18 protein-coding genes are annotated in these 19,736 nt (G+C 60.6%); 10 read left to right on the forward strand and 8 right to left on the reverse strand.

Annotated features, from left to right (window positions below; translation table 11 throughout):
* Positions 1-16: 16 nt before the first annotated feature.
* Genes recN through ligA form a run of 3 tightly spaced genes read left to right on the forward strand, consistent with a single transcriptional unit; the run spans position 17 to position 4,477 of the window.
* Positions 17-1,681, forward strand: coding sequence for a DNA repair protein RecN (recN, locus tag CHN51_RS14025; protein ID WP_100094572.1), 1,665 nt, complete (start codon positions 17-19; stop codon positions 1,679-1,681).
* The gene (locus CHN51_RS14030) at positions 1,681-2,175 is read left to right on the forward strand and encodes a HEAT repeat domain-containing protein (RefSeq protein ID WP_100094573.1); all 495 of its coding nucleotides are present in this window, start codon (positions 1,681-1,683) and stop codon (positions 2,173-2,175) included. The genes recN and CHN51_RS14030 overlap by 1 nt, the downstream gene beginning before the upstream one ends.
* A complete protein-coding gene (ligA, locus tag CHN51_RS14035; RefSeq protein ID WP_100094574.1) occupies positions 2,165-4,477 on the forward strand; it encodes an NAD-dependent DNA ligase LigA in 2,313 nt (770 codons plus the stop codon). Before CHN51_RS14030 ends, ligA begins: the two co-directional genes overlap by 11 nt.
* A 407-nt stretch (positions 4,478-4,884) precedes the next feature.
* On the opposite strand, the gene CHN51_RS14040 is transcribed toward ligA, so the two are convergent.
* Complete coding sequence (locus CHN51_RS14040; protein ID WP_164089232.1) at positions 4,885-5,742, reverse strand: sterol desaturase family protein; 858 nt, start codon at positions 5,740-5,742, stop codon at positions 4,885-4,887.
* 88 nt (positions 5,743-5,830) lie between these two features.
* Between CHN51_RS14040 and CHN51_RS14045 the strand changes: the two genes are divergently transcribed.
* The gene (locus CHN51_RS14045) at positions 5,831-6,496 is read left to right on the forward strand and encodes a Crp/Fnr family transcriptional regulator (protein ID WP_100094576.1); all 666 of its coding nucleotides are present in this window, start codon (positions 5,831-5,833) and stop codon (positions 6,494-6,496) included.
* A gap of 355 nt (positions 6,497-6,851) precedes the next feature.
* On the opposite strand, the gene CHN51_RS14055 is transcribed toward CHN51_RS14045, so the two are convergent.
* Positions 6,852-7,553: a TIGR02117 family protein gene (locus tag CHN51_RS14055; protein WP_100094578.1), complete on the reverse strand. Its 702-nt coding sequence runs from the start codon at positions 7,551-7,553 to the stop codon at positions 6,852-6,854.
* 29 nt (positions 7,554-7,582) lie between these two features.
* Between CHN51_RS14055 and phhA the strand changes: the two genes are divergently transcribed.
* Positions 7,583-8,479 carry a phenylalanine 4-monooxygenase gene (phhA, locus tag CHN51_RS14060; RefSeq protein ID WP_100094579.1) on the forward strand — a complete coding sequence of 299 codons (897 nt, stop codon included), beginning with the start codon at positions 7,583-7,585 and terminating at the stop codon, positions 8,477-8,479.
* 84 nt (positions 8,480-8,563) lie between these two features.
* On the opposite strand, the gene CHN51_RS14065 is transcribed toward phhA, so the two are convergent.
* Positions 8,564-9,547: a 50S ribosomal protein L11 methyltransferase gene (locus CHN51_RS14065; RefSeq protein WP_240616740.1), complete on the reverse strand. Its 984-nt coding sequence runs from the start codon at positions 9,545-9,547 to the stop codon at positions 8,564-8,566.
* A 27-nt stretch (positions 9,548-9,574) separates the two neighbouring features.
* The gene (locus CHN51_RS14070; RefSeq protein ID WP_100094581.1) at positions 9,575-11,455 is read right to left on the reverse strand and encodes an ABC-F family ATP-binding cassette domain-containing protein; all 1,881 of its coding nucleotides are present in this window, start codon (positions 11,453-11,455) and stop codon (positions 9,575-9,577) included.
* Positions 11,456-11,598: 143 nt separating this feature from the next.
* On the opposite strand from CHN51_RS14070, the gene CHN51_RS14075 reads away from it, so the two are divergent.
* Positions 11,599-12,966 carry an MgtC/SapB family protein gene (locus CHN51_RS14075; RefSeq protein WP_100094582.1) on the forward strand — a complete coding sequence of 456 codons (1,368 nt, stop codon included), beginning with the start codon at positions 11,599-11,601 and terminating at the stop codon, positions 12,964-12,966.
* 7 nt (positions 12,967-12,973) lie between these two features.
* Here the strand turns inward: CHN51_RS14075 and CHN51_RS14080 are convergent, their stop codons facing one another.
* From CHN51_RS14080 to CHN51_RS14090, 3 genes are read right to left on the reverse strand one after another with little or no spacing between them, the layout of a single operon-like run.
* A complete protein-coding gene (locus CHN51_RS14080; RefSeq protein ID WP_100094583.1) occupies positions 12,974-13,654 on the reverse strand; it encodes an MnmC family methyltransferase in 681 nt (226 codons plus the stop codon).
* Positions 13,655-14,434 (reverse strand): hypothetical protein, encoded by a 780-nt coding sequence (locus CHN51_RS14085; protein WP_100094584.1) that lies wholly within the window; start codon positions 14,432-14,434, stop codon positions 13,655-13,657. It abuts the gene before it with no gap.
* 12 nt (positions 14,435-14,446) lie between these two features.
* Positions 14,447-15,160: an SDR family oxidoreductase gene (locus tag CHN51_RS14090; RefSeq protein ID WP_100094585.1), complete on the reverse strand. Its 714-nt coding sequence runs from the start codon at positions 15,158-15,160 to the stop codon at positions 14,447-14,449.
* A gap of 201 nt (positions 15,161-15,361) precedes the next feature.
* On the opposite strand from CHN51_RS14090, the gene sdhC reads away from it, so the two are divergent.
* Genes sdhC through sdhA form a run of 3 tightly spaced genes read left to right on the forward strand, consistent with a single transcriptional unit; the run spans position 15,362 to position 17,997 of the window.
* Positions 15,362-15,775 (forward strand): succinate dehydrogenase, cytochrome b556 subunit, encoded by a 414-nt coding sequence (gene sdhC, locus CHN51_RS14095; RefSeq protein ID WP_100094586.1) that lies wholly within the window; start codon positions 15,362-15,364, stop codon positions 15,773-15,775.
* A gap of 15 nt (positions 15,776-15,790) precedes the next feature.
* Positions 15,791-16,180 (forward strand): succinate dehydrogenase, hydrophobic membrane anchor protein, encoded by a 390-nt coding sequence (gene sdhD / locus CHN51_RS14100; protein WP_100094587.1) that lies wholly within the window; start codon positions 15,791-15,793, stop codon positions 16,178-16,180.
* Positions 16,180-17,997 (forward strand): succinate dehydrogenase flavoprotein subunit, encoded by a 1,818-nt coding sequence (gene sdhA / locus CHN51_RS14105; protein WP_100094588.1) that lies wholly within the window; start codon positions 16,180-16,182, stop codon positions 17,995-17,997. Before sdhD ends, sdhA begins: the two co-directional genes overlap by 1 nt.
* A gap of 662 nt (positions 17,998-18,659) precedes the next feature.
* Here the strand turns inward: sdhA and CHN51_RS14110 are convergent.
* Positions 18,660-19,106, reverse strand: a complete 447-nt coding sequence (locus tag CHN51_RS14110) for a GIY-YIG nuclease family protein (protein WP_346426327.1) — start codon at positions 19,104-19,106, stop codon at positions 18,660-18,662.
* Between CHN51_RS14110 and CHN51_RS14115 the strand changes: the two genes are divergently transcribed.
* Positions 19,082-19,702, forward strand: a complete 621-nt coding sequence (locus tag CHN51_RS14115) for a LysE family translocator (RefSeq protein ID WP_100094590.1) — start codon at positions 19,082-19,084, stop codon at positions 19,700-19,702. The two genes, CHN51_RS14110 and CHN51_RS14115, sit on opposite strands and share 25 nt — an antisense overlap.
* Positions 19,703-19,736: the final 34 nt, after the last annotated feature.

Consider the following 19,736-nt stretch of genomic DNA (forward strand, 5'->3'; position numbering starts at 1 on the left):
GTTTTAAGAGGGACCTGTGCTGCAGTCCCTTTCCATTCGCGATATCGTATTGATTGAGGCGCTCGATCTGGAGTTCGGATCTGGCCTCACCGTGCTGACCGGCGAAACCGGCGCGGGCAAGTCGATATTGCTCGACAGTCTCGGCTTGGCGCTCGGCAATCGGGCGGACAGCGGACTGGTCCGCCAGGGCACGGAAAAAGCCCAGGTTACCGCCAGTTTTGAACCACCAGCCGCGGGCAGCAGACTGGCCGCGACGCTGGCTGAAAATGATATCGACATCGAGCCCGGCGAACCGCTGATCATCAAGCGGTCGGTCAAGGCCGACGGCGGCAGCCGCGCCTTCATCAATGACCAGCCCTGCTCGGCTGCCCTTCTGCGTGCGGTGGGCGGGCAGTTGATCGAAATCCATGGCCAGCATGATGGCCGCGGCCTGATCAATCCCAAGGGACACCGGGCTTTGCTCGATATTTTTGCCGGCGTCGAAGGCGTTGCGGTCCGCGAAGCGTTTGACGACTGGCAGGCCGCGAAGTCGGCGCTGGAGCAAGCGAAGCAGGAGCAGGAAGCGGCGGAAAACGACCGTGATTATCTCGAGCATAGCGTGGCCGAACTGTCGAAATTTGCGCCGCAGCCGGGTGAGGAGCAGGAGCTTGCGCTGGAACGGGCGACGATGATGAAGGGTGAGAAGCTGACCGGCGATCTCGAGGCGATTCGCGCCGCTTTTGACGGCTCCAACGGCGGGCTGGCCTCGCTGCGATCGGCGGCGCGGCGGCTTGACATGATTGCCGAAGATCATGCCTTGCTTAAAGAGGCGCTGGAGTCGCTCGACCGGGCGATCATCGACGCGACCGACGCCGAGGACAAGCTCAACGCAGCGGCCGATGCGCTGAGTTTCGACCCGCAGCGACTCGACGATATGGAGACCCGCCTATTCGATCTGAGGGGACTGGCGCGCAAGCATCGGGTGGAACCGGACAAGCTTTCGGACCTGCTCCAAGATCTCCAGAAAAGGCTGGCAGCGATCAGCGATGGCGGCAGGACATTGGAAGACTTGGAAGTATCTTTGGCCGGTGCCAGAAAATCCTACATTGCAGCGGCAGAAAGCCTGCGGGCGAAACGAAGCAAGGCGGCAAAGGCGCTGGATAAAGCTGTCGCTGGCGAATTGGCGCCGCTCAAGCTGGATGCCGCCAGATTTGAGACTTTGCTTGAAGAAATGCCCGAAGACCATTGGAATAAAAGTGGAATGGACCGGATCGAGTTTCTGATCTCGACCAATCCGGGGGCGCCGCTCGCGCCTCTGGGAAAAATTGCGTCAGGCGGTGAACTTTCGCGGTTCATTTTGGCGCTGAAGGTCGCTTTGGCAGAGGAATATGGCCTGAAAACCATCATTTTCGACGAAGTCGACCGCGGCGTCGGCGGCGCGGTGGCCTCGGCGATCGGCGACCGCCTGTCGCGCCTGTCGCGCGGCGCGCAACTGCTGGTCGTGACCCACAGCCCGCAGGTCGCGTCCAAGGGCGACGCCCATATGCTGATCAACAAGTCGCGCAGCGGCACGGTGTCGCGCACCGATGTCAGCGCGCTCGACAATGAAGGCCGGCGGCAGGAAATTGCGCGGATGCTGTCGGGTGCGGATGTGACGGATGAGGCGAGAGCGCAAGCGGATCGGCTGCTGGAGGGGGTTTGATGACGACGACCCAAGGGCCACGTGATAAGAAAAATATTATACTGCTACTTCAAAGCCGCGATCCAGATGATTTCTCAGAAACCGCATTATGCGAATGGATGGATCATGATGATGCTGAAGTTCGCGACTGGGCGACTTTTACGCTTGGCGTGCAGACCGAGAAAGATTCCGAGGCCATAAGGCAGGCGCTTTTGCTCCGAGCCTGCGATAGTGATTTTGACACCGTGTCCGAGGCTTTATTGGGTTTGGCCCGGCGTCGAGATCGCCGTGCAATCCCAATATTGCTTGATCGGCTATGTTCCGACAATGTCGGCGAGTTGGACGTTCAGGCTGCCGGTATACTTGCAGACAAATTATTTGTTGCGCCATTGCAATCGCTTCTCGACTGGTGGGATGAAGATACTGGTTTGTTGGAGCGGGCGCTGAAGCAATGTTGCGGGGAGTCCGCCGAAGATGGGAGTTTGGATGATTGGGTTACAGCCAATGACGACTAAGCCAATATCCGAAGCCGATGCCGCTAACGAACTGATGCGTCTCGCGCGCAAGATTGCGCATCATAACAAGCTCTACCACGCCGAAGACACGCCGGAAATTTCCGACGCGGATTATGACGCGCTGGTGCGGCGGAACAACGAGCTCGAAGAGGCGTTCCCGCATCTGGTGCGCGATGACAGTCCGAACAAGCTGGTCGGGGCGGCGGTGGCGGCTTCGCCTTTGTCGAAGGTCAAGCACGAACAACGGATGATGAGCCTCGATAACGGTTTTTCCGACGAGGATATTGCCGAATGGCTGGCGCGGGTGCGGCGGTTTTTGAATCTGGACGAGGGCGCGCCGGTGGCGGTGACGGCGGAGGACAAGATTGACGGGCTGTCCTGTTCGCTGCGTTACGAGAAGGGCGAACTTGTGCTGGCCGCGACGCGCGGGGACGGGCAGGTTGGCGAGGATGTTACTGCCAATGTGCGGATGATTGCGGATATTCCGGAGCGGTTGTATCCCCGCGAAGGCGGGGATCCATCTCCCGAGGGTGCGGCCGAGGCGCGAGCGGGAGATGGGCTCCTGCCTTCGCAGGAGCACTCTTCCCCTCCCGTCCCCGACCTTTTCGAAATCCGCGGCGAGGTCTATATGGCCAAGGCCGATTTCGCAGGCCTCAACGAGCGGCTGATGGACGAGGGCAGGGCCGATGCGGAGGCGAAGGGCGTCGACTTCGATCCCGAAAAAATCCGGCAGTTCGCCAATCCGCGCAACGCCGCCGCCGGTTCGCTGCGGCAGAAGGATGCCAGCGTCACCGCCAAGCGACCGCTGAAATTCTGGGCGCATGGCTGGGGCGTGCATAGCGAAGTGCCGGGCGAGACCGCGCTTGACGTCATGAAGGCGCTCGAGAGCTGGGGCGTGCCGGTTTCGCCGCTGGTGAAGCGCTTTGAGACGCTCGACGATATGCTCTCCCATTATCGCCATATCGAGGCGGAACGGGCGGACCTGCCTTATGATATTGACGGCGTGGTCTACAAGGTCGACCGGCTCGACTGGCAGCAGCGGCTCGGCTTTGTCGCCAAGGCGCCGCGCTGGGCATTGGCGCATAAATTCCCGGCAGAACAGGCACAGACGACGCTGGAGAGCATCGACATCCAGGTCGGGCGTACCGGCAAGCTGACGCCGGTAGGGCGGCTGAAGCCGGTGACCGTCGGCGGGGTGGTGGTCTCCAACGTGACGCTGCACAATCGCGATGAAGTCGAGCGGCTTGGCGTACGCCCGGGTGACCGGGTGGTGATCCAGCGGGCCGGGGACGTTATTCCGCAAGTGGTCGAGAATCTGACCCGCGACGCAAAACGCGAGCCTTATCATTTCCCCGATCATTGCCCCGAATGCGGCAGCGAAGCGGTGGCTGAGGAAGGCGAGGTCGATGTCCGCTGCACCGGTGGTCTGATCTGCCCGGCGCAGCGCTTCCAGCGACTGGTCCATTTTGTCTCCCGCGTGGCGCTGGATATCGACGGGCTCGGCGAAAAGAGCATCGCCGAATTTATCGAGGCGGGCTGGCTGGAAAGCCCCGCCGATATTTTCCGCCTGCGGGACCATCGCGCTGAAATCCTTGCCCGCGAAGGCTGGCAGGACAAGTCTGTGGATAATCTGTTGGCGGCTGTGGAAAAGAATCGGCAGCCCGATGCGGCCCGTCTTCTATTCGGGCTGGGAATCCGCCATATCGGCACGGTGACGGCCAAGGACCTGTTGAAGAATTTCCGGACCTTGCCGAAATTGCGGGAAGTTGCCGAGGCTGCGCAGGAATCGGAGAAATACCGTTCGTCTCGAGCGCAGTCGAGAGACGGGGAGGGCGCGGATGCCGGTGTCTCGACTTCGCTCGACACGAACGGAGAAGCTGCGAGCGAGACGACCGGAACCGAAGCGGGTGATGCGGCCTGGGCGGACATCACGTCGATCGATGGCGTTGGCCCGACGGTGGCGCAGGCGCTCGCCGATTTCTTCCACGAACCGCATAATGTCGCGGTCTGGGAAGATCTGCTGAACGAAGTTTCCCCGCCGGACTATATCGTCGAAACCCGCGACAGCGCGGTGGCGGGCAAGACGGTGGTCTTCACCGGCAAGCTGGAAACCATGAGCCGCGACGAAGCCAAGGCGCAGGCCGAGGCGCTGGGGGCCAAGGCTTCCGGATCGGTGAGCGCGAAAACCGATCTGGTGGTCGCCGGACCGGGCGCGGGATCGAAAGCGAAAAAGGCGGCGGAACTGGGGATCGAAGTGATTGACGAGGCGGCCTGGGCGGAGATTGTCGCGGCAGCGGGGTAGAGCGGCTTGCCTCGATAAGAACTAGCTGGCTTATGCATCCTGCTCCCGTGCGGGAGAAGGATGCGAAGACTTGGCAGCTTGACTGCCTAGTCGTAGCTGGATGAGGGCGTACTGGGCTTTAGAGAGCAGAACAGCCTCATCCAACGCCGCCTAGCTTCGTTCCTCAGCAAGGCTCTGTACCCTTCTCCCGCACGGGAGAAGGGGCAATCCGGCCAAGGCCGTTCGTCCTGAGCTTGTCGAAGGACAGTGTTCGGTCGAGAGGCGCACTTCGACAGGCTCAGTGCGAACGCTATTCTCTCAATAGCTGTCGGATGTGCCACCGTCATTGCGAGGAGCGAAAGCGACGTGGCAATCCAGAGCGGCGAGCGACGCTCTGGATTGCTTCGCTTCGCTCGCAATGACGCAAGTTAGACCTTTGCAGTCGCTTCCACCGCCGCCAGTTCCTTCACCCCATGGCCGCCTTCCTTATTCTCCGGAAAGATCGGCCAGGCGAGTTGCTGACCCAAAGTGGCTGGCGCGAGATTTTCCACGCCATAGCTCTCGGGATAGCGGCGCGTGATATGGGCGGTGCCGAACAGCACGTCCCAGAAGAATAGCAGGTTCCCGAAATTGCCCTTATAATGGGTCACGCCGTCGCTTTTGTGGCGGCCGTGATGGGCATGGTGCGTGGCCGGGGTCGAGATGGTGCGTTCGACCAGCCACATGACCGGTGACAGCCATTTGATCTTGTAGAGCGGCGCGTCCCAGGCGACATCGCTGTGCGCGCCGACGATCACCGCCATTTTGACGATGATATAACCGACATAGACCCAGCCGAGACCGAGATAGATCAGCGCACCGGAAAACCAGATGCTCGGCATGGTCAGATAATAGAAGATATTGTTCCGGTAGACGAGGCGGACGCTCATATAGCGCGCATTATGGTGCGAGCGGTGCAGATTGTAGAGAAAGGGCACGCTGTGCGACAGCCGGTGCCAGAAATATTGCATCATGTCGTCGAAGACCAAGAACAGGGCAATGGCGGCGATCAGAGGGATGCCGGCCAGAGCGCCTTGCCATTGCGGCGCGACATTGCCGAGGATGAACTGGGCTGCGAGAATGATCCCGGGCTGGGTGATGACCAGCAGCACGAACGAGCCGATGATCTCGACCAGCGCGTCGTCGCGGGTCTGGTCGGGCTTGCTGAACAGCCGGGTGCGGAAAAATTCCAGCAGTCCGAAGACGAGGAATATGCCGGTGATTGCCAATAGTTCGGGCCGCATCATGTCTCTCCCTGGAGGATGGCTTGCAGATTTTCTTTAGCCGCTGTACATCTCCTGAAATGCAAACTTTTTGTCATTCTTGGGAATTTTCATGAACGCGCCTGCTCCGGTTGCCGGGACCGGCTTTGTGCAGGGACTTCCCGAGCGGATACGCCTGGATTTGCTGGCCCGCGGACAGGAGCGGGCCTTTGCCCGCGGCCAGATCATCCAGCAACGCGGCGACGAGGCGAAGGAATTCTGGTATATCGAGAGCGGATCGGTACAGGTCGGCCGCTATGGCCTCGACGGGCGGCTGACGCTGTTTGCGCTGCTCGGCGCCGGTGAAACATTTGGCGAACTGGCGTTCATGGGCGAATTTCCGAGGACGGTCGACGCGATTGCCGGCAGCGATTGCCGCCTGATCCGGATCGGAAAAAGCGAGTTCCGGAGCCTGATGGATGCCGATCCGGCGGTGACCGGCCTGCTGCTCAAGACGATGGCGCTGACGGTGCAGGATGCGTTCGATCTGGTCGAATTCAGCCGCAGCCTGTCGGTGCCGCAAAGGCTGGCGCTGGCGCTGTCCCAGCTTTGCGGCGATCAGGGGAACGGTGCGCGGCTCACCGTCACCCAGCAGGAACTGGCCGACTTGGTCGGCGTGTCGCGGGTGTCGCTCGGCAAGGCCCTGACCCGGCTGCAGGGCGGCGGACTCATCGAGCCGGGCTATGGTTTCGTGACGATAAAGGACGGCGCGGGGTTGCGCGATCTGGCGGGTGGCTAGACTATGGACCGTTCGCTCTGCGCTGGTCGCAGGGCTGTGATCAGACGACCGGCGTGGTTCGACAGGCTCACCACGAACGGTTTTGCTGCTGTCGGGCAGGGGATTAGGCTCTTCAGTGAAAAAGCAAGCGAGCTGTCATAAAATTGGCGACGATTTTCGACGGGAGAAACCACCCCAACCCCTCCTTTGAAAAGGAGGGGCTTGATAATCCCGTTCGTCCTGAGCTTGTCGAAGGACCGTCGCGACCGGGAGTCGTGGTTCGACAGGTTCACCATGAACGGAATTCTCGCCGCCCTCCGTTCGTCCTGAGCCTGTCGAAGGACCATGGCGAGTAGATAGCCGCACTTCGACAAGCTCAGTGCGAACGGTTCACTCTGCTATTTCCGGGAACCCAGCGCATCACTCCGCCCTGGAAGGGTGTCCAGCGCCCGGTGCGAATACCAGCCTGTTGCAGAATGTCGCTGGTCCAGTTGTTGCAGGTGTAGAAGGCGCTGTAATGGCCGTTCGCCTGGTAGAACAGGTCATCCTGGCCATAGCCCGGGGACGGTTGGGAGCGATACTGATCGTCGAGGGCGAAGCGCGCTTCGATCGCACTGGCGATTTTGCGATATTCCGCTTCGCTGACTTTCAGGGGGCGGCGGTAATAGGGATAAGCCTGTGGATATTTCAGGTGGTAGACGTGGACAAGTACATCGTCGCTGCCAAATATCGCGCTGATCGCGTCGTTTGCGCGCAAATCGCGCCATTGCCGGGTGTTGCGATAGACGCCTTCATGGCCCCAGCCGACCAAAATGTGGCTGCCATAATATGACGGGTCGGCGAGATGCTCGGGCCGGACCAAGGGCGTCCAGTCATGGACATCGCTCCAGATCGGCATGACGATGCCGCTGTGCAGGCCGTTGGTTTCGATGAACAGTTCGATGCCGTCTTCGGGGCTTTGCCAGTGCTGATTGGCGGGCAGCAGGCTGCCGGCCAGCGCCGCCAGCAGATAGGCGCAAAGGATCGCGCCCGATGCAACCACCATGCGTTTCAACCATTTAAGCGCTGTAGTTGCCATCGAAACCTTTTCTGCTGTAGGATGCGGCCATGCTCGATACCCCCGAAACCGAAACCCATGTCTATGACAAGCCGCCAGCGCACGCAAATGCCGACTGGACGATTGACCAGGACTGGCAACGCTATTCGGCGGAAGACCACGAGACTTGGGATATTCTCTTCGCCCGCCAGCAGAAAATGCTGCCGGGCCGGGCGGCGCAGGCGTTTCTCGACGGCATCGACATTTTGAAACTGTCACGGCCCGGTATCCCCGATTTCGAGGAGCTCAACCGGATATTGATGGATGCCACGGGCTGGCAGGTTGTCGCGGTTCCCGGTCTGGTGCCCGATGACGTGTTTTTCGACCATCTTGCCAACCGGCGTTTCGTCTCGGGCAATTTCATCCGGCGGCGGGACCAGCTCGACTATCTGCAGGAACCGGATATTTTCCACGATGTCTTCGGTCATGTGCCGATGCTCGCGGATAAACGGTTCGGCGACTATATGGCGGCCTATGGCCGCGGCGGGCTCAGGGCGCTGAAATTCGGCACGCTGAAACAGCTGGCGCGGCTTTACTGGTATACCGTGGAATTCGGCCTGATCCAGGAGGCCGAGGGTCTGCGCATCTATGGCGCGGGCATTGTCTCCAGCTATGGCGAGAGCGTCTTTGCGCTCGATGATCCCAGCCCCAACCGGATCCTGTTCGATCTCGAACGGGTCTTGCGGACCGAGTATAGAATCGACGATTACCAGCAGAATTATTTCGTCATTCCCAGCCTCGACGAGCTGCTGCGGGTGACGGTGGAGACGGATTTCAAGCCGCTATACGACAAGATTGCCGGTCTGCCGGACATCAGGATTGCCGAGATTGTCGAGGGTGATGTGGTGCTGACCGAAGGGACGCAGGATTATGCGCGGTCGCAGGCGGGTGAGGCTACGGTCGTTTGATTATGCGTGTGCTCCGTACTTGATACGGAGCCCGGCCCGCGTGATGGTGAGGTGCCGACAGAGCTCCGCATCAGGTGCGGAGCACTAGCATTCCCCGAAATAATCCGATGCCAGCGGCGACTTTTTGCGGTGAGGCTTGCGGGTCCAGCCATATTTTTTCGCCTTGACCAGAGTCAGGCAGGGCCATTCGTTTTCCAGCCGGGAATGTTTTAGGCGAAATCCTTCGCGGATATAGGCGCGGACCACTTCGGCCTTTTGCCGGCTTAGCAGGCCGGCGAGCAGCAGCACCGTCCCGGCGCCTGATGCGGCAGCGATTTGCGGGGCGAGGGCGACCAGTGGACCGGCGAGAATATTGGCGATGATCAGGTCGAACGGTGCGCGCTGCCTGAGCGCGGGATGATCGAGACCGTTGCTCTGGACCAGCCGGATCTGGCTGCGGCCATTGCCCAGCGGGATATCATTCAACCGCGCATTTTCGCCGGTGACCGTGACTGCGACCGGATCGATATCGCTGGCAATGATTTTCGCGTCGCGCCAGAGATGGTGCGCGGCAAAGGCGAGCAGGCCGGTGCCGGTGCCCACATCGGCGATATTGCGGAACCGGTGGCCGGTTTTCTTGAGCCGGTCGAGACTTTGCAGGCAGCCCATGGTGGTTTCATGATGGCCGGTGCCAAAGGCCTGCCCGGCATCGATGCAGATATTGGTCAGCTTGGGATTGCCGGATGGCTGGTCGCTTGAGGTGTGCACGTGAAAACGTCCGGCGCGCAGCGGTTCGAGGCCCTGCTGGCTCAGCGTGACCCAGTCCTCATCCCCCAGCTGAGTGACAATCGGCTGAAATCCGGCGGCTTCCGCCGAAGGCGACAGCTGCAAGAGATTCTCGACCATCTCGGGATCGGGCATTTCCTCGCAATAGACGTCGATCATCCATTCGTCCGGCCGCTTGGCGTCGACTTCGCTGGCGACGATGGTCGGCGTCGAATCGCTGGAAGAAATGAACAGATTGTCCGCCGCCAGCGTTCGTGCTTCGGCGCGGGTGCAGGGGATCGAGACCTTCCAGGTGCCGCTCAACGGACTATCCAGTCAGAGATGTGCCGCTCAGGCATTGACATTTTCCTGTTCCAGTCGGTCGCTGGCTTCCATCCACCGGGCTTCGGCCTTGTCGAGCCTGTCCTGGTGTTCGGCGCGCAGCTTCATCAATTCGGTCATCGAGAGGTCGGCATGTTTCGCCGCCGCGCTGGCCGGATCGAACATGGCGCGGTCGATGGCCGAGATTTCCTCCGCCAGGACCTTCATTTCCTTTTCGGCTGCCGAGACGGTCTTGCGCAACTCCCCTTGCTGCTTGCGCCGTTCGGCGGCGGCGCGGCGTTCTTCCTTGCGGTTGCCGCTGCCGGACTTGCCACCCGAGGAGCCGGGCTGGTTCTTGCCGAGAACGAAATCGGTATAATCCTTGAGCGTGCCGGCAAATTCCTCGGCCTTGCCGCTGTCGACCATCACCAGCCGGTCAGCCGTGAGCTCGAGCATATGACGGTCATGGCTGACGAGAATGACGGCGCCACTATATTCGTTGAGCGCGTGCACGAGGGCTTCGCGCGCGTCGACGTCGAGATGGTTTGTCGGCTCATCGAGGATCAGCAGATGCGGCGCGTCGCGGGTGATCATCGCCAGCGCCAGACGGGCGCGTTCCCCGCCGGACAGCTTGCCGACCTTGATCGTCGCCTTGTCGCCGGAAAAGCCGAAGCGGCCGAGCTGTGCGCGCACGGCGCCCGGCTTGGCGTCTTTCATCAGGCGGGTCATATGTTCCAGCGGCGTGTCCGACGTGTCCAGTTCCTCGACCTGATATTGGGTGAAATAGCCAACGGTCAGCTTGCCGGATTTGTTGATCGCGCCCTTTTTCGGCTCCAGCTGGCTGGCGAGCAGCCGGGCGAGCGTGGTCTTGCCGTTGCCGTTGCGGCCCAGCAAGGCCGTCCGGTCGTCGGGATCCAGCCGCATATTGAGGCCGGAGAGAATGATATTGTCACCATAGCCGACGGCAGCATCATCGAGCGTGATCAGCGGCGGTTTCAGTTCCGCGGGACTCGGAAAATGGAAGCTCAGCGAGGGATCGTCGATTGCGGCGGCAATTGGCTCCATGCGGGCCAGCGCCTTGACCCGGCTCTGCGCCTGTTTCGCGCTATGCGCCTTGGCACCCCATCGGGAGACGAAGGATTCCAGCTTTTCGCGCTGGGCGATCTGCTTTTCACGCGCGGAGGCCTGCTGCGCCTGCCGTTCCGCCCGCTGCTTCTCAAACGCGTCATAGCCGCCGGGATAGAGGGTGGTGGTGCCATGCTGCAGATGCAGGATATGGTCGACAACATTGTTGAGCAGATCGCGCTCGTGGCTGATCACCAGGATTGTCGCCTGATAGCTGGTCAGGAAATTCTCCAGCCACATGGTCGCTTCGAGATCGAGGTGGTTCGACGGTTCGTCGAGCAGCAGCAGTTCCGGTTGCGAGAAGAGCAGGGCGGCGAGCGCCACGCGCATCCTCCAGCCACCGGAAAAACTGTCCATCGGCTGTTGCTGCGCCGCTTCGTCAAAGCCGAGTCCGATCAGGATTTTTGCCGCGCGCGCCGGGGCGCTGTGCGCGTCGATCATGTTCATCCGCTCGTGAATCTCGCCGATCCGGTGCGGGTCGGTCGCGGTCTCGGATTCTTCGAGCAGTGCCGCGCGTTCGGTATCGGCGGCCAGCACAGTATCAAGCGGACTGTCCTGTCCGGCGGGCGCTTCCTGGGCGATATAGCCCATGCGCGCGTCCTTGGGCATGTCGACGCTGCCGTCATCGGGCTCGAGCATGCCCGCGATCACCTTCATCAGGGTCGACTTGCCCGCGCCATTGCGGCCAATCATGCCGACCCGTGCGCCGGGGGGCAGGGCTGCGGTCGCGCCGTCGAGGATCACGGTGCCGCCGAGGCGCACGGTTATATTGTTGAAATTAAGCATGGGCAGCCGTTAGCCGAGCTTGCCGCTCAATGCCAGCGCCGTGAGAGGGTAAAAGCGTCACGGCGCATATTTCTCGACTGGACCGCGCAACGGTGTCTGCAGGGCGATCTGCCCACTTCCTACGGGTAATTACGCATGGGCAAATGCCGGGCCGGCTTTCACTAAGGCTGGATGATGATGACAAGATCCGGATTTCACCGCGGGACGATGCCCTTGCCATGCTGACGGAATTCTCCGGCGAATGGCTTATTTATCGCGACCTTGCGATCGCGCTGGCGGCGGGCCTGCTGATCGGTGTCGAGCGCGGATGGACGATGCGCGACGAGAACAAGGGCGCACGGGTCGCCGGGATTCGCACTTTCGGCCTGATCGCCGGGCTCGGCGGTCTGGTCGCGCTGATCTCGCAAAGCCTGAATCTGGTCATCGCCGCCATCCTGCTGACCGGCGTGGTGGCGATGTTGTCGATCAGCCATTTCAAGACCATCCACGAGCCGGACGGGCGCAGCATCACCAATTTCGTGGTCTCGCTGCTGACGCTCTGTCTCGGTCTGGTGGCGGGGAGCGGCTATCCGGCGCTGGCGATGGCCGGGGCGGCAATCGTCACCGGCCTGCTGTCGATGCGGTCGGAACTGCACGGACTTATGCGCAGGCTGGGGCCGACCGACATCAATGTGATGATCCGCTTTGCCCTGATCGCGCTCGCCGTCCTGCCGTTTCTGCCGGACCGCGATTTCGGACCTTATGAGGCCTTCAATCTGCAGCAATTATGGTTTGTCGTCATATTGGTGACGGGTCTTTCCTTTGCCGGCTATGTCGCCAACCGGATATTCGGCGCCGCTCATGGCACGGTGGTCACCGCCGTCATTGGCGGTGCCTATAGTTCCACCGCAGTGACCGCGTCGCTGGCGCAACGATTGCGCGGGGAAGAGACGGCAGGTCGCACCCTGTCGGCGGGCATCGCGCTGGCGTCCTCGGTCATGTATATCCGGGTGCTGTTGCTGACTTTCCTGCTCGCGCGCTTTGCCTTCGTGCCGCTGGCGATGATTCTCGCCCCTGCGGCGCTGGTGGCCGCCATCATCGGCTTGCTCCTGCTGCGCCGGAGCGGGGCTGCCCGGTCGGATGAGAGCGTGGAAACACGCAACCCCATCCGCCTGCTGCCGGCGTTCTTCTTTGCGCTGACCGTCGCGGCAATGTCGCTGGCGGCGCGCTGGGCCGAGGCAAAATACGGAAGCAGCGGGATTGCCTATCTGGTGCTGATAGTGGGATCATTCGACGTCGATGCCGCGATCATCACTTTGGGGGCGCTGCCTGAGGAAACGATAATGTCGGATCTGGCCGGCTTTGTGCTGGCAATGACGGTACTGGCGAATATGCTGTTCAAGACCGGCGTGGCCGGCTTTACCGCAGGCTGGAAAAAGGGGCGCGCGGCGGTGGCGGCGCTGGCGGCAAGCAGCCTGGTGCTGGCAATCGCCGGTCTGGTAAGCTTTGTCGCGTTTGATATTCGCTTCTAGATCGCCCCTAGCGATTTGCTGCCAGCCAGATCGTATGTTTTGCGCCCTTGCCATTGCTGCGGGCGGAGACGGTTTTAACCTCGACGGCGAAACCGGATTTTTTCAGGCGCGCTGTAAACCGGTTGTCGCCTTCGCTCGACCAGACCGCCAATATGCCATTGGAGCGCAAGGCCTTTTTCGCCGTGGCCAGGCCCGCCATGCTGTAGAGCCGGTCATTGGCGTCATGGGTCAGCCCGTCCGGACCATTGTCGACATCGAGCAAAATCGCATCATAGTCGCGCTCCGCCTTGCCGATCACATTTGCGACATCGCCGATGGTGACGGTCACGCGGCTGTCCTCGAGACATTTTTGCGAGAGATCCGCCATCGGCCCGCGCGCCCACTGGACGATGGCCGGAATCAGTTCGGCCACTTCGACATGCGCCTGTGGCGGCAAGACCGACAGAGCAGCGCGCAGGGTAAAGCCCATGCCATAGCCGCCGATCAATATACGCGGGTTTTTCACCGCCAGCCGTTCGCAGGCGAGGGTGGCCAGCGCCTCTTCCGATCCGCTGAGCCGGCTGTTCATCAATTCTATGCGACCCAGCATGATCGAATATTCGTCGGCACCTTTTAGGGCGCGGCGGAACAGGCGGAGTTCGTCGCCGCCGGGGATGGGAGCGGTGTCCAGATGTTCGCGGGCGATCATCTAGTTGACTTCAATCTTGGTTGATTGCGTGATCGAAAGGCTTTCAAAATTCGCAATATGATGGAAAATTTCGCCATTTCGCTGAACAATCATTCCTACTTCCGTCGGGGACAAGATCCAAAAGCGCCTGACGGTTTCAACCCCATCCAAGGTCATCACCTGCTTGCCGTCGGAGAGGCGACCTAGCAACAGACTGTTTTTCATAGTCTCGCCATCTTGCAGGGCTACAATTGCCATGTAATTTTTCAATGGCATGCGGCGTTTAAATTGATCGCGCTCTTCGGCGCCGACAATTCCCGCCGCTTCCATCGCCGCCTGTGCTGCGGCCTCAGCAACATTTGTGGCATCATTCATTCCATCGCCGATGGCGAGCGGGAATCCGGTTTCCTGGTCCGGTAAAAATACCGCTGCAATCACCTTGCCCCTGTTGTCATTCAGTAGCTTTCGACTTTTCCGGGTATTTCGATCAAAGAAGATCAAGTTATGCGTGATATTCTCTCGATAGCTTTTGCTAGAGAATGATCCGCAGCCGGCATTTCTATCGCCACTGATGATGGTCAAGGCTGACAGGTCATTGCCCCGAAGATCTATCACCTGACCCATGCTATATTTTGTTTCCCCGTCGGCGACAGCCAGCGGCGCTCTCTCCTCACGGCCTCCGCCGCCGATGTTTGCGATCATGATGGCTATGAATATAACAGCCGCGACTCCGGCAAGACCGAAGGCAGCAAAAAGCCAGACGAGCCAGTTGGGCTTTTTCTTTGTCGTTTCTTCGGTCATGATATTCTCCTCCTATCGAACATAGCTCGCGCCATTGGCGTCGAGCACCGCACCGGTCATGCTGGGTGGCGCATCGAGCGCGCAATAGCGGGCGATGGATGCGATTTCCTCCGGCAGGGCAACTCGGCCGAGCGGAATATCGGCGAGCAATTTGTCGCCGCCGCGGCTTTCCAGATAATCCTCGGCCATGCCGGTCATGGTGAAGCCGGGGCAGATGGCGAAAGCCAGTATCCCGTCTTTCGCATAGGCCCGGGCGATGGTCTTGGTCATTGCCACCATGCCGCCTTTCGATGCGGCATAATGCCAGTGGTCGGGACTGTCGCCGCGATAGGCGGCGCGGCTGGCGATATTGACGATCCGGCCCGGCTCGCCGCGCTGCTGAAAATGCAGGACTGCGAAGCGGCACAGCTCCGCCGATGCCGTCAGGTTGATGGTCATGGTCCGGTTCCAGCTTTCCAGCCAGTCGTCGGCGGCGAGCGGGTTGGGCTGGAACAGGCCGGCGTTGTTGACCAGCACGTCTATGCGTCCGTCAAGCCGGTCGAGCGCCTGTTGCCACAGCAGGGGTGCCGAGCCGTCCTGCGTAAAATCGGCCGCGATCAGATCATCTCCGCCGGCGGTGCTTTGACCGATGACCGTTACATTATCCATGCCGAGCGAGTCGACGATGGCCTCACCGATGCCGCGGCTGGCGCCGGTGACCAATATATGTGTTTTTTTGTTGCTCATGCCCGATGGATTAGAACGACAGGGCGCGCGCGTCCATCAATGATGCAGATTTCGGGCTTTGCAATTGGCCTGAAAAATTTTGCACTAATAAATTGTCTAAATAGAGCGCATCCGGTTTGCATGATACGCGCTTTTCGCTAAGGGATTGGTTCTATTTCAAAGACTCCGGCATCATCCGGAGATATTGTTCAGGGGAATATAATGTCCGGCGTATCAGGTTCAGCATCGAACAGACCGCTTTCACCGCATCTGCAGGTTTATAAATGGGGGCCGCATATGCTGGTGTCCATTCTTCACAGGGCAACCGGCGACGCCATGGCGCTGGTCGGCGTGCCGCTGCTCGTCTGGTGGCTCTACGCAATTGCCGCGGGGCCGGAAAGCTATGACTATTTCCTCAGCTGGTTTAACTGGGGCTATATCGGCTATATCGTTCTTGTCGGCATGAGCTTTGCCTTTTTCGAGCATATGTACAGCGGGCTGCGCCACTTCGTGCTGGACGCGGGTGCGGGCTACGAACTGCAGACCAACAAGATGTGGTCGGTTGCCGTGCCTCTGGCCGCGATCATCACCACCGGCGCGATGTGGCTCTACATCGCCTCCAAGAATATTCTTTAGAACAGGAATCGGAACATGGGTTCAGGAACCAATATCGGCCGGGTACGCGGCCTCGGATCGGCACAGGAAGGTGCGCATCACTGGATAGTCCAGCGGGTGACCGCAGTCAGCAATTTGCTGCTGGTGCTCTGGCTGGTCTTCTCGCTTGTCCGGCTGCCGCAATATGGGCATGAACTGATGGTCGAATGGATGTCCTCGCCGCTGGTCGCCGTGCCGATGATGCTGATGCTGGTCAGCATCTTCTGGCATCTGCGCCTCGGCCTGCAGGTCCTGATCGAGGATTATGTCCCGGATCACGGCGTCAAATTCGGCCTGATCGTCCTCCTCAACTTTTTCGCCATCGGCGGTGCGGCTCTGGGAATTTTCTCGGTCGCGAAAATAGCCTTTACCGGAGTGGTAGCATAATGACTGAACAATCCACCCAGCCTGCTTACAAGATCATCGATCACAGCTATGACACCGTGGTTGTCGGTGCCGGCGGCTCCGGCCTGCGCGCGACCATGGGCGCTGCGGAATCGGGCCTGAAAACGGCCTGCATCACCAAGGTTTTTCCGACCCGCTCGCACACGGTTGCGGCGCAGGGCGGTATTGCCGCATCGCTCGGCAACAACACGCCCGATCACTGGCAGTGGCATATGTATGACACGGTCAAGGGCTCCGACTGGCTCGGCGACCAGGACGCGATCGAATATCTGGTGCGCGAAGCCCCGCAGGCGGTCTACGAACTGGAACATGCCGGCGTGCCCTTCTCGCGCAACGAAGACGGCACCATCTATCAGCGTCCGTTCGGCGGCCATATGCAGAATATGGGCGAGGGGCCTCCGGTCCAGCGCACTTGCGCTGCTGCCGACCGGACCGGCCACGCGATGCTGCACGCGCTCTATCAGCAGAGCCTGAAATATGACGCGGATTTCTTCATCGAATATTTCGCGATCGACCTGATCATGGAAGACGGTGAATGCCGGGGCGTGATTGCCCTCTGTCTCGAAGACGGATCGATCCACCGTTTCCGCAGCCACGCCGTCGTGCTGGCGACCGGCGGCTCAGGCCGCTGCTATTTCAGCGCGACCTCTGCCCATACCTGCACCGGCGACGGCGGCGGCATGGTGCTGCGCGCGGGTCTGCCCCTGCAGGACATGGAATTTGTCCAGTTCCACCCGACCGGCATTTACGGCGCGGGCGTATTGATCACCGAAGGCGCACGCGGCGAGGGCGGTTATCTGACCAACAGCGAAGGCGAGCGTTTCATGGAACGCTACGCGCCGAGCGCCAAGGATCTGGCCAGCCGCGACGTCGTTTCGCGCTGCATGGCCACCGAAATCCGCGAAGGCCGCGGTGTCGGGCCGGAGAAGGACCATATCTATCTCCATCTCGACCATATCGCGCCGGAAGTGTTGGCCGAACGGTTACCCGGCATCACCGAAACCGGCAAGATTTTCGCCGGCGTCGACCTGACCCGCGAAGCTTTGCCGGTGGTGCCGACGGTCCATTACAACATGGGCGGCATCCCCTGTAACTATCATGGCGAAGTGATCAATCCGACGGCCGATGATCCGGACGCGATTGTCGAAGGGCTCTACGCCGTCGGCGAAGCGGCCTGTGTATCCGTGCACGGCGCCAACCGGCTCGGCTCGAACTCGCTGATCGATCTCGTGGTATTCGGCCGCGCGACCGGCCTGCGGCTCAAGGAAAAGCTGGTGCCGAACGCGTCGCACAAGCCGCTACCGGCCGATAGCGCCGATCTGGCGCTGCAACGTCTCGACCATTTCCGCAACGCCAAGGGTTCGATCCCGACCGCCGACCTGCGCCTCGAAATGCAGAAGACGATGCAGGCGCATGCCGCCGTGTTCCGCGACAACAAGCTGCTCGAAGAGGGCGTTGCCGCGATGGACAAGGTCAATGCGAAACTCGCCGATGTTGGCGTGACCGACCGTTCGCTGATCTGGAACACCGACCTGATCGAGACGCTCGAACTCGACAATCTGATGAGCCAGGCAATGGTCACGATCAAGGCCGCCGCCAACCGCAAGGAAAGCCGCGGCGCGCATATGCACGAGGATTATGAAGACCGGAACGACAAGGAGTGGATGAAGCACACGGTCATCACCTTCGAAGGCTGGGGCGGCAAGGGCGGCAAGAGCGAAATCAGCTATCGCCCCGTGCATGATTACACGCTGACCGACGAAGCAACCTATGTGAAACCGAAGAAGCGGGTTTATTAATTCGGGCGAAGTTCCGAGCAACAACCGCTGCTAACTGTCGCCCCAGCGCAGGCTGGGGCCTAACCCGGACTCGAATGAGGGAAGGCTGTTTCCCCACCGCACCATTGGTTTGGGTGCCAGCCTCCGCTGGCATGACAGGGTGATTTCGCGATATGCTTCTGCCGTCACCCCAGCGCAGGCTGGGGCCCAAACCGGACTTGAATGAGGGAAGGCTGTTTCCCCACCGCACCATTGGTTTGGGTGCCAGCCTCCGCTGGCATGACAGGGTGATTTCGCGATATGCTTCTGCCGTCACCCCAGCGCAGGCTGGGGCCCAAACCGGACTCGAATGAGGGAAGGCTGTTTCCCCACCGCACCATTGGTTTGGGTGCCAGCCTCCGCTGGCATGACAGGGTGATTTCGCGATATACTTCTGCCGTCACCCCAGCGCAGGCTGGGGCCCAAACCGGACTCGAATGAGGGAAGGCTGTTTCCCCACCGCACCATTGGTTTGGGTGCCAGCCTCCGCTGGCATGACAGGGTGATTTCGCGATATGCTTCTGCCGTCACCCCAGCGCAGGCTGGGGCCTAACCCGGACTTGAATGAGGGAAGGCTGTTTCCTCATCGCGCCATTGGTTGGGATGTCAGCCTGCGCTGGCATGACGCATGCAGTCACTATCTGCTACGCGTTTAAATCATCCCATAGATCGCGCCACCCGGGATTGGCCTTGATGATCAGATCGGTTTTCCAGCGACGCTTCCAGGCTTTCATGGCCTTCTCCCGACGGATCGCTTCATGGGGAGAAGAATATTCTTCGATGTAGACCAGGCGGTCGAGGCCATTTTTCCTGCAAAAGTCGGAGCCGGTCCCGTTCTTGTGCTGGAATATGCGCGCGGGAAGCGTGTTGGTCATACCGATGTACAGCGTGCCGAAAGGCTTGTTGGTCATGATATAGAGATAGGCGCGTTTCATCAGTCTGTGCGTAAGGCGAGAATGATTTGGATGCCAGTCTGCGCCGGCATTAGAGGCTGGAACTGTTAAACCGGCCTCGCAATAACTTTCAGACACTTCCCCCCATTCATCAATCCCGATAGAAACACCCGATGCTCGCCCCAATGCTTCCCTCATTCCTGCTCGTGGTCCTGCTGGTCGAACTGACGCCCGGCCCGAATATGGGCTGGTTGGCTTTGCTCAGCGCCAGCGAGGGACGGCGGGCGGGCTTTGCGGCGACAGCGGGAATCGGATTGGGGCTGGCAATTGTCGCGGCGGCCTCCGCGCTGGGGCTGGCACAGCTCGCGCACGCGTCGCCGCTGATATTCAATTTGCTGCGCTATGCCGGAGCGGCTTTTCTGCTGTGGCTGGCGTGGGAAGCGTGGAGCGTGGAGCGGGAAGTGTCGCCGTCGGCAGTGCACAGAAACGGTTCGGCGGCGCGCTATTTCCGGCGCGGGCTGATCATCAATCTGCTCAATCCCAAGGCGGCTCTGTTTTTCATAGCGGTTCTGCCGGTCCATGTTGTCCAGAATGGACCGGTGGCGATGCAGACCGCGCAGCTTTCGATCGCCTATGTCGCCATCGCGACGCTGATTCATATCACCATCGTACTGCTAGCTGGCCGCGCTCATGGCTGGCTGACCAGTGGGCCCTATGCCGGGCTGGTGCGGCGCGGGTTTGCGATCATGCTGGCGGCCATCGCGATATGGTTTTTTGTCGACACATTCCGGTAGCCAATCGCCAGGCACCAGGCGCGAACAGGCGCTG

Source organism: Sphingorhabdus sp. YGSMI21 (assembly GCF_002776575.1).
Lineage (GTDB): Bacteria > Pseudomonadota > Alphaproteobacteria > Sphingomonadales > Sphingomonadaceae > Parasphingorhabdus.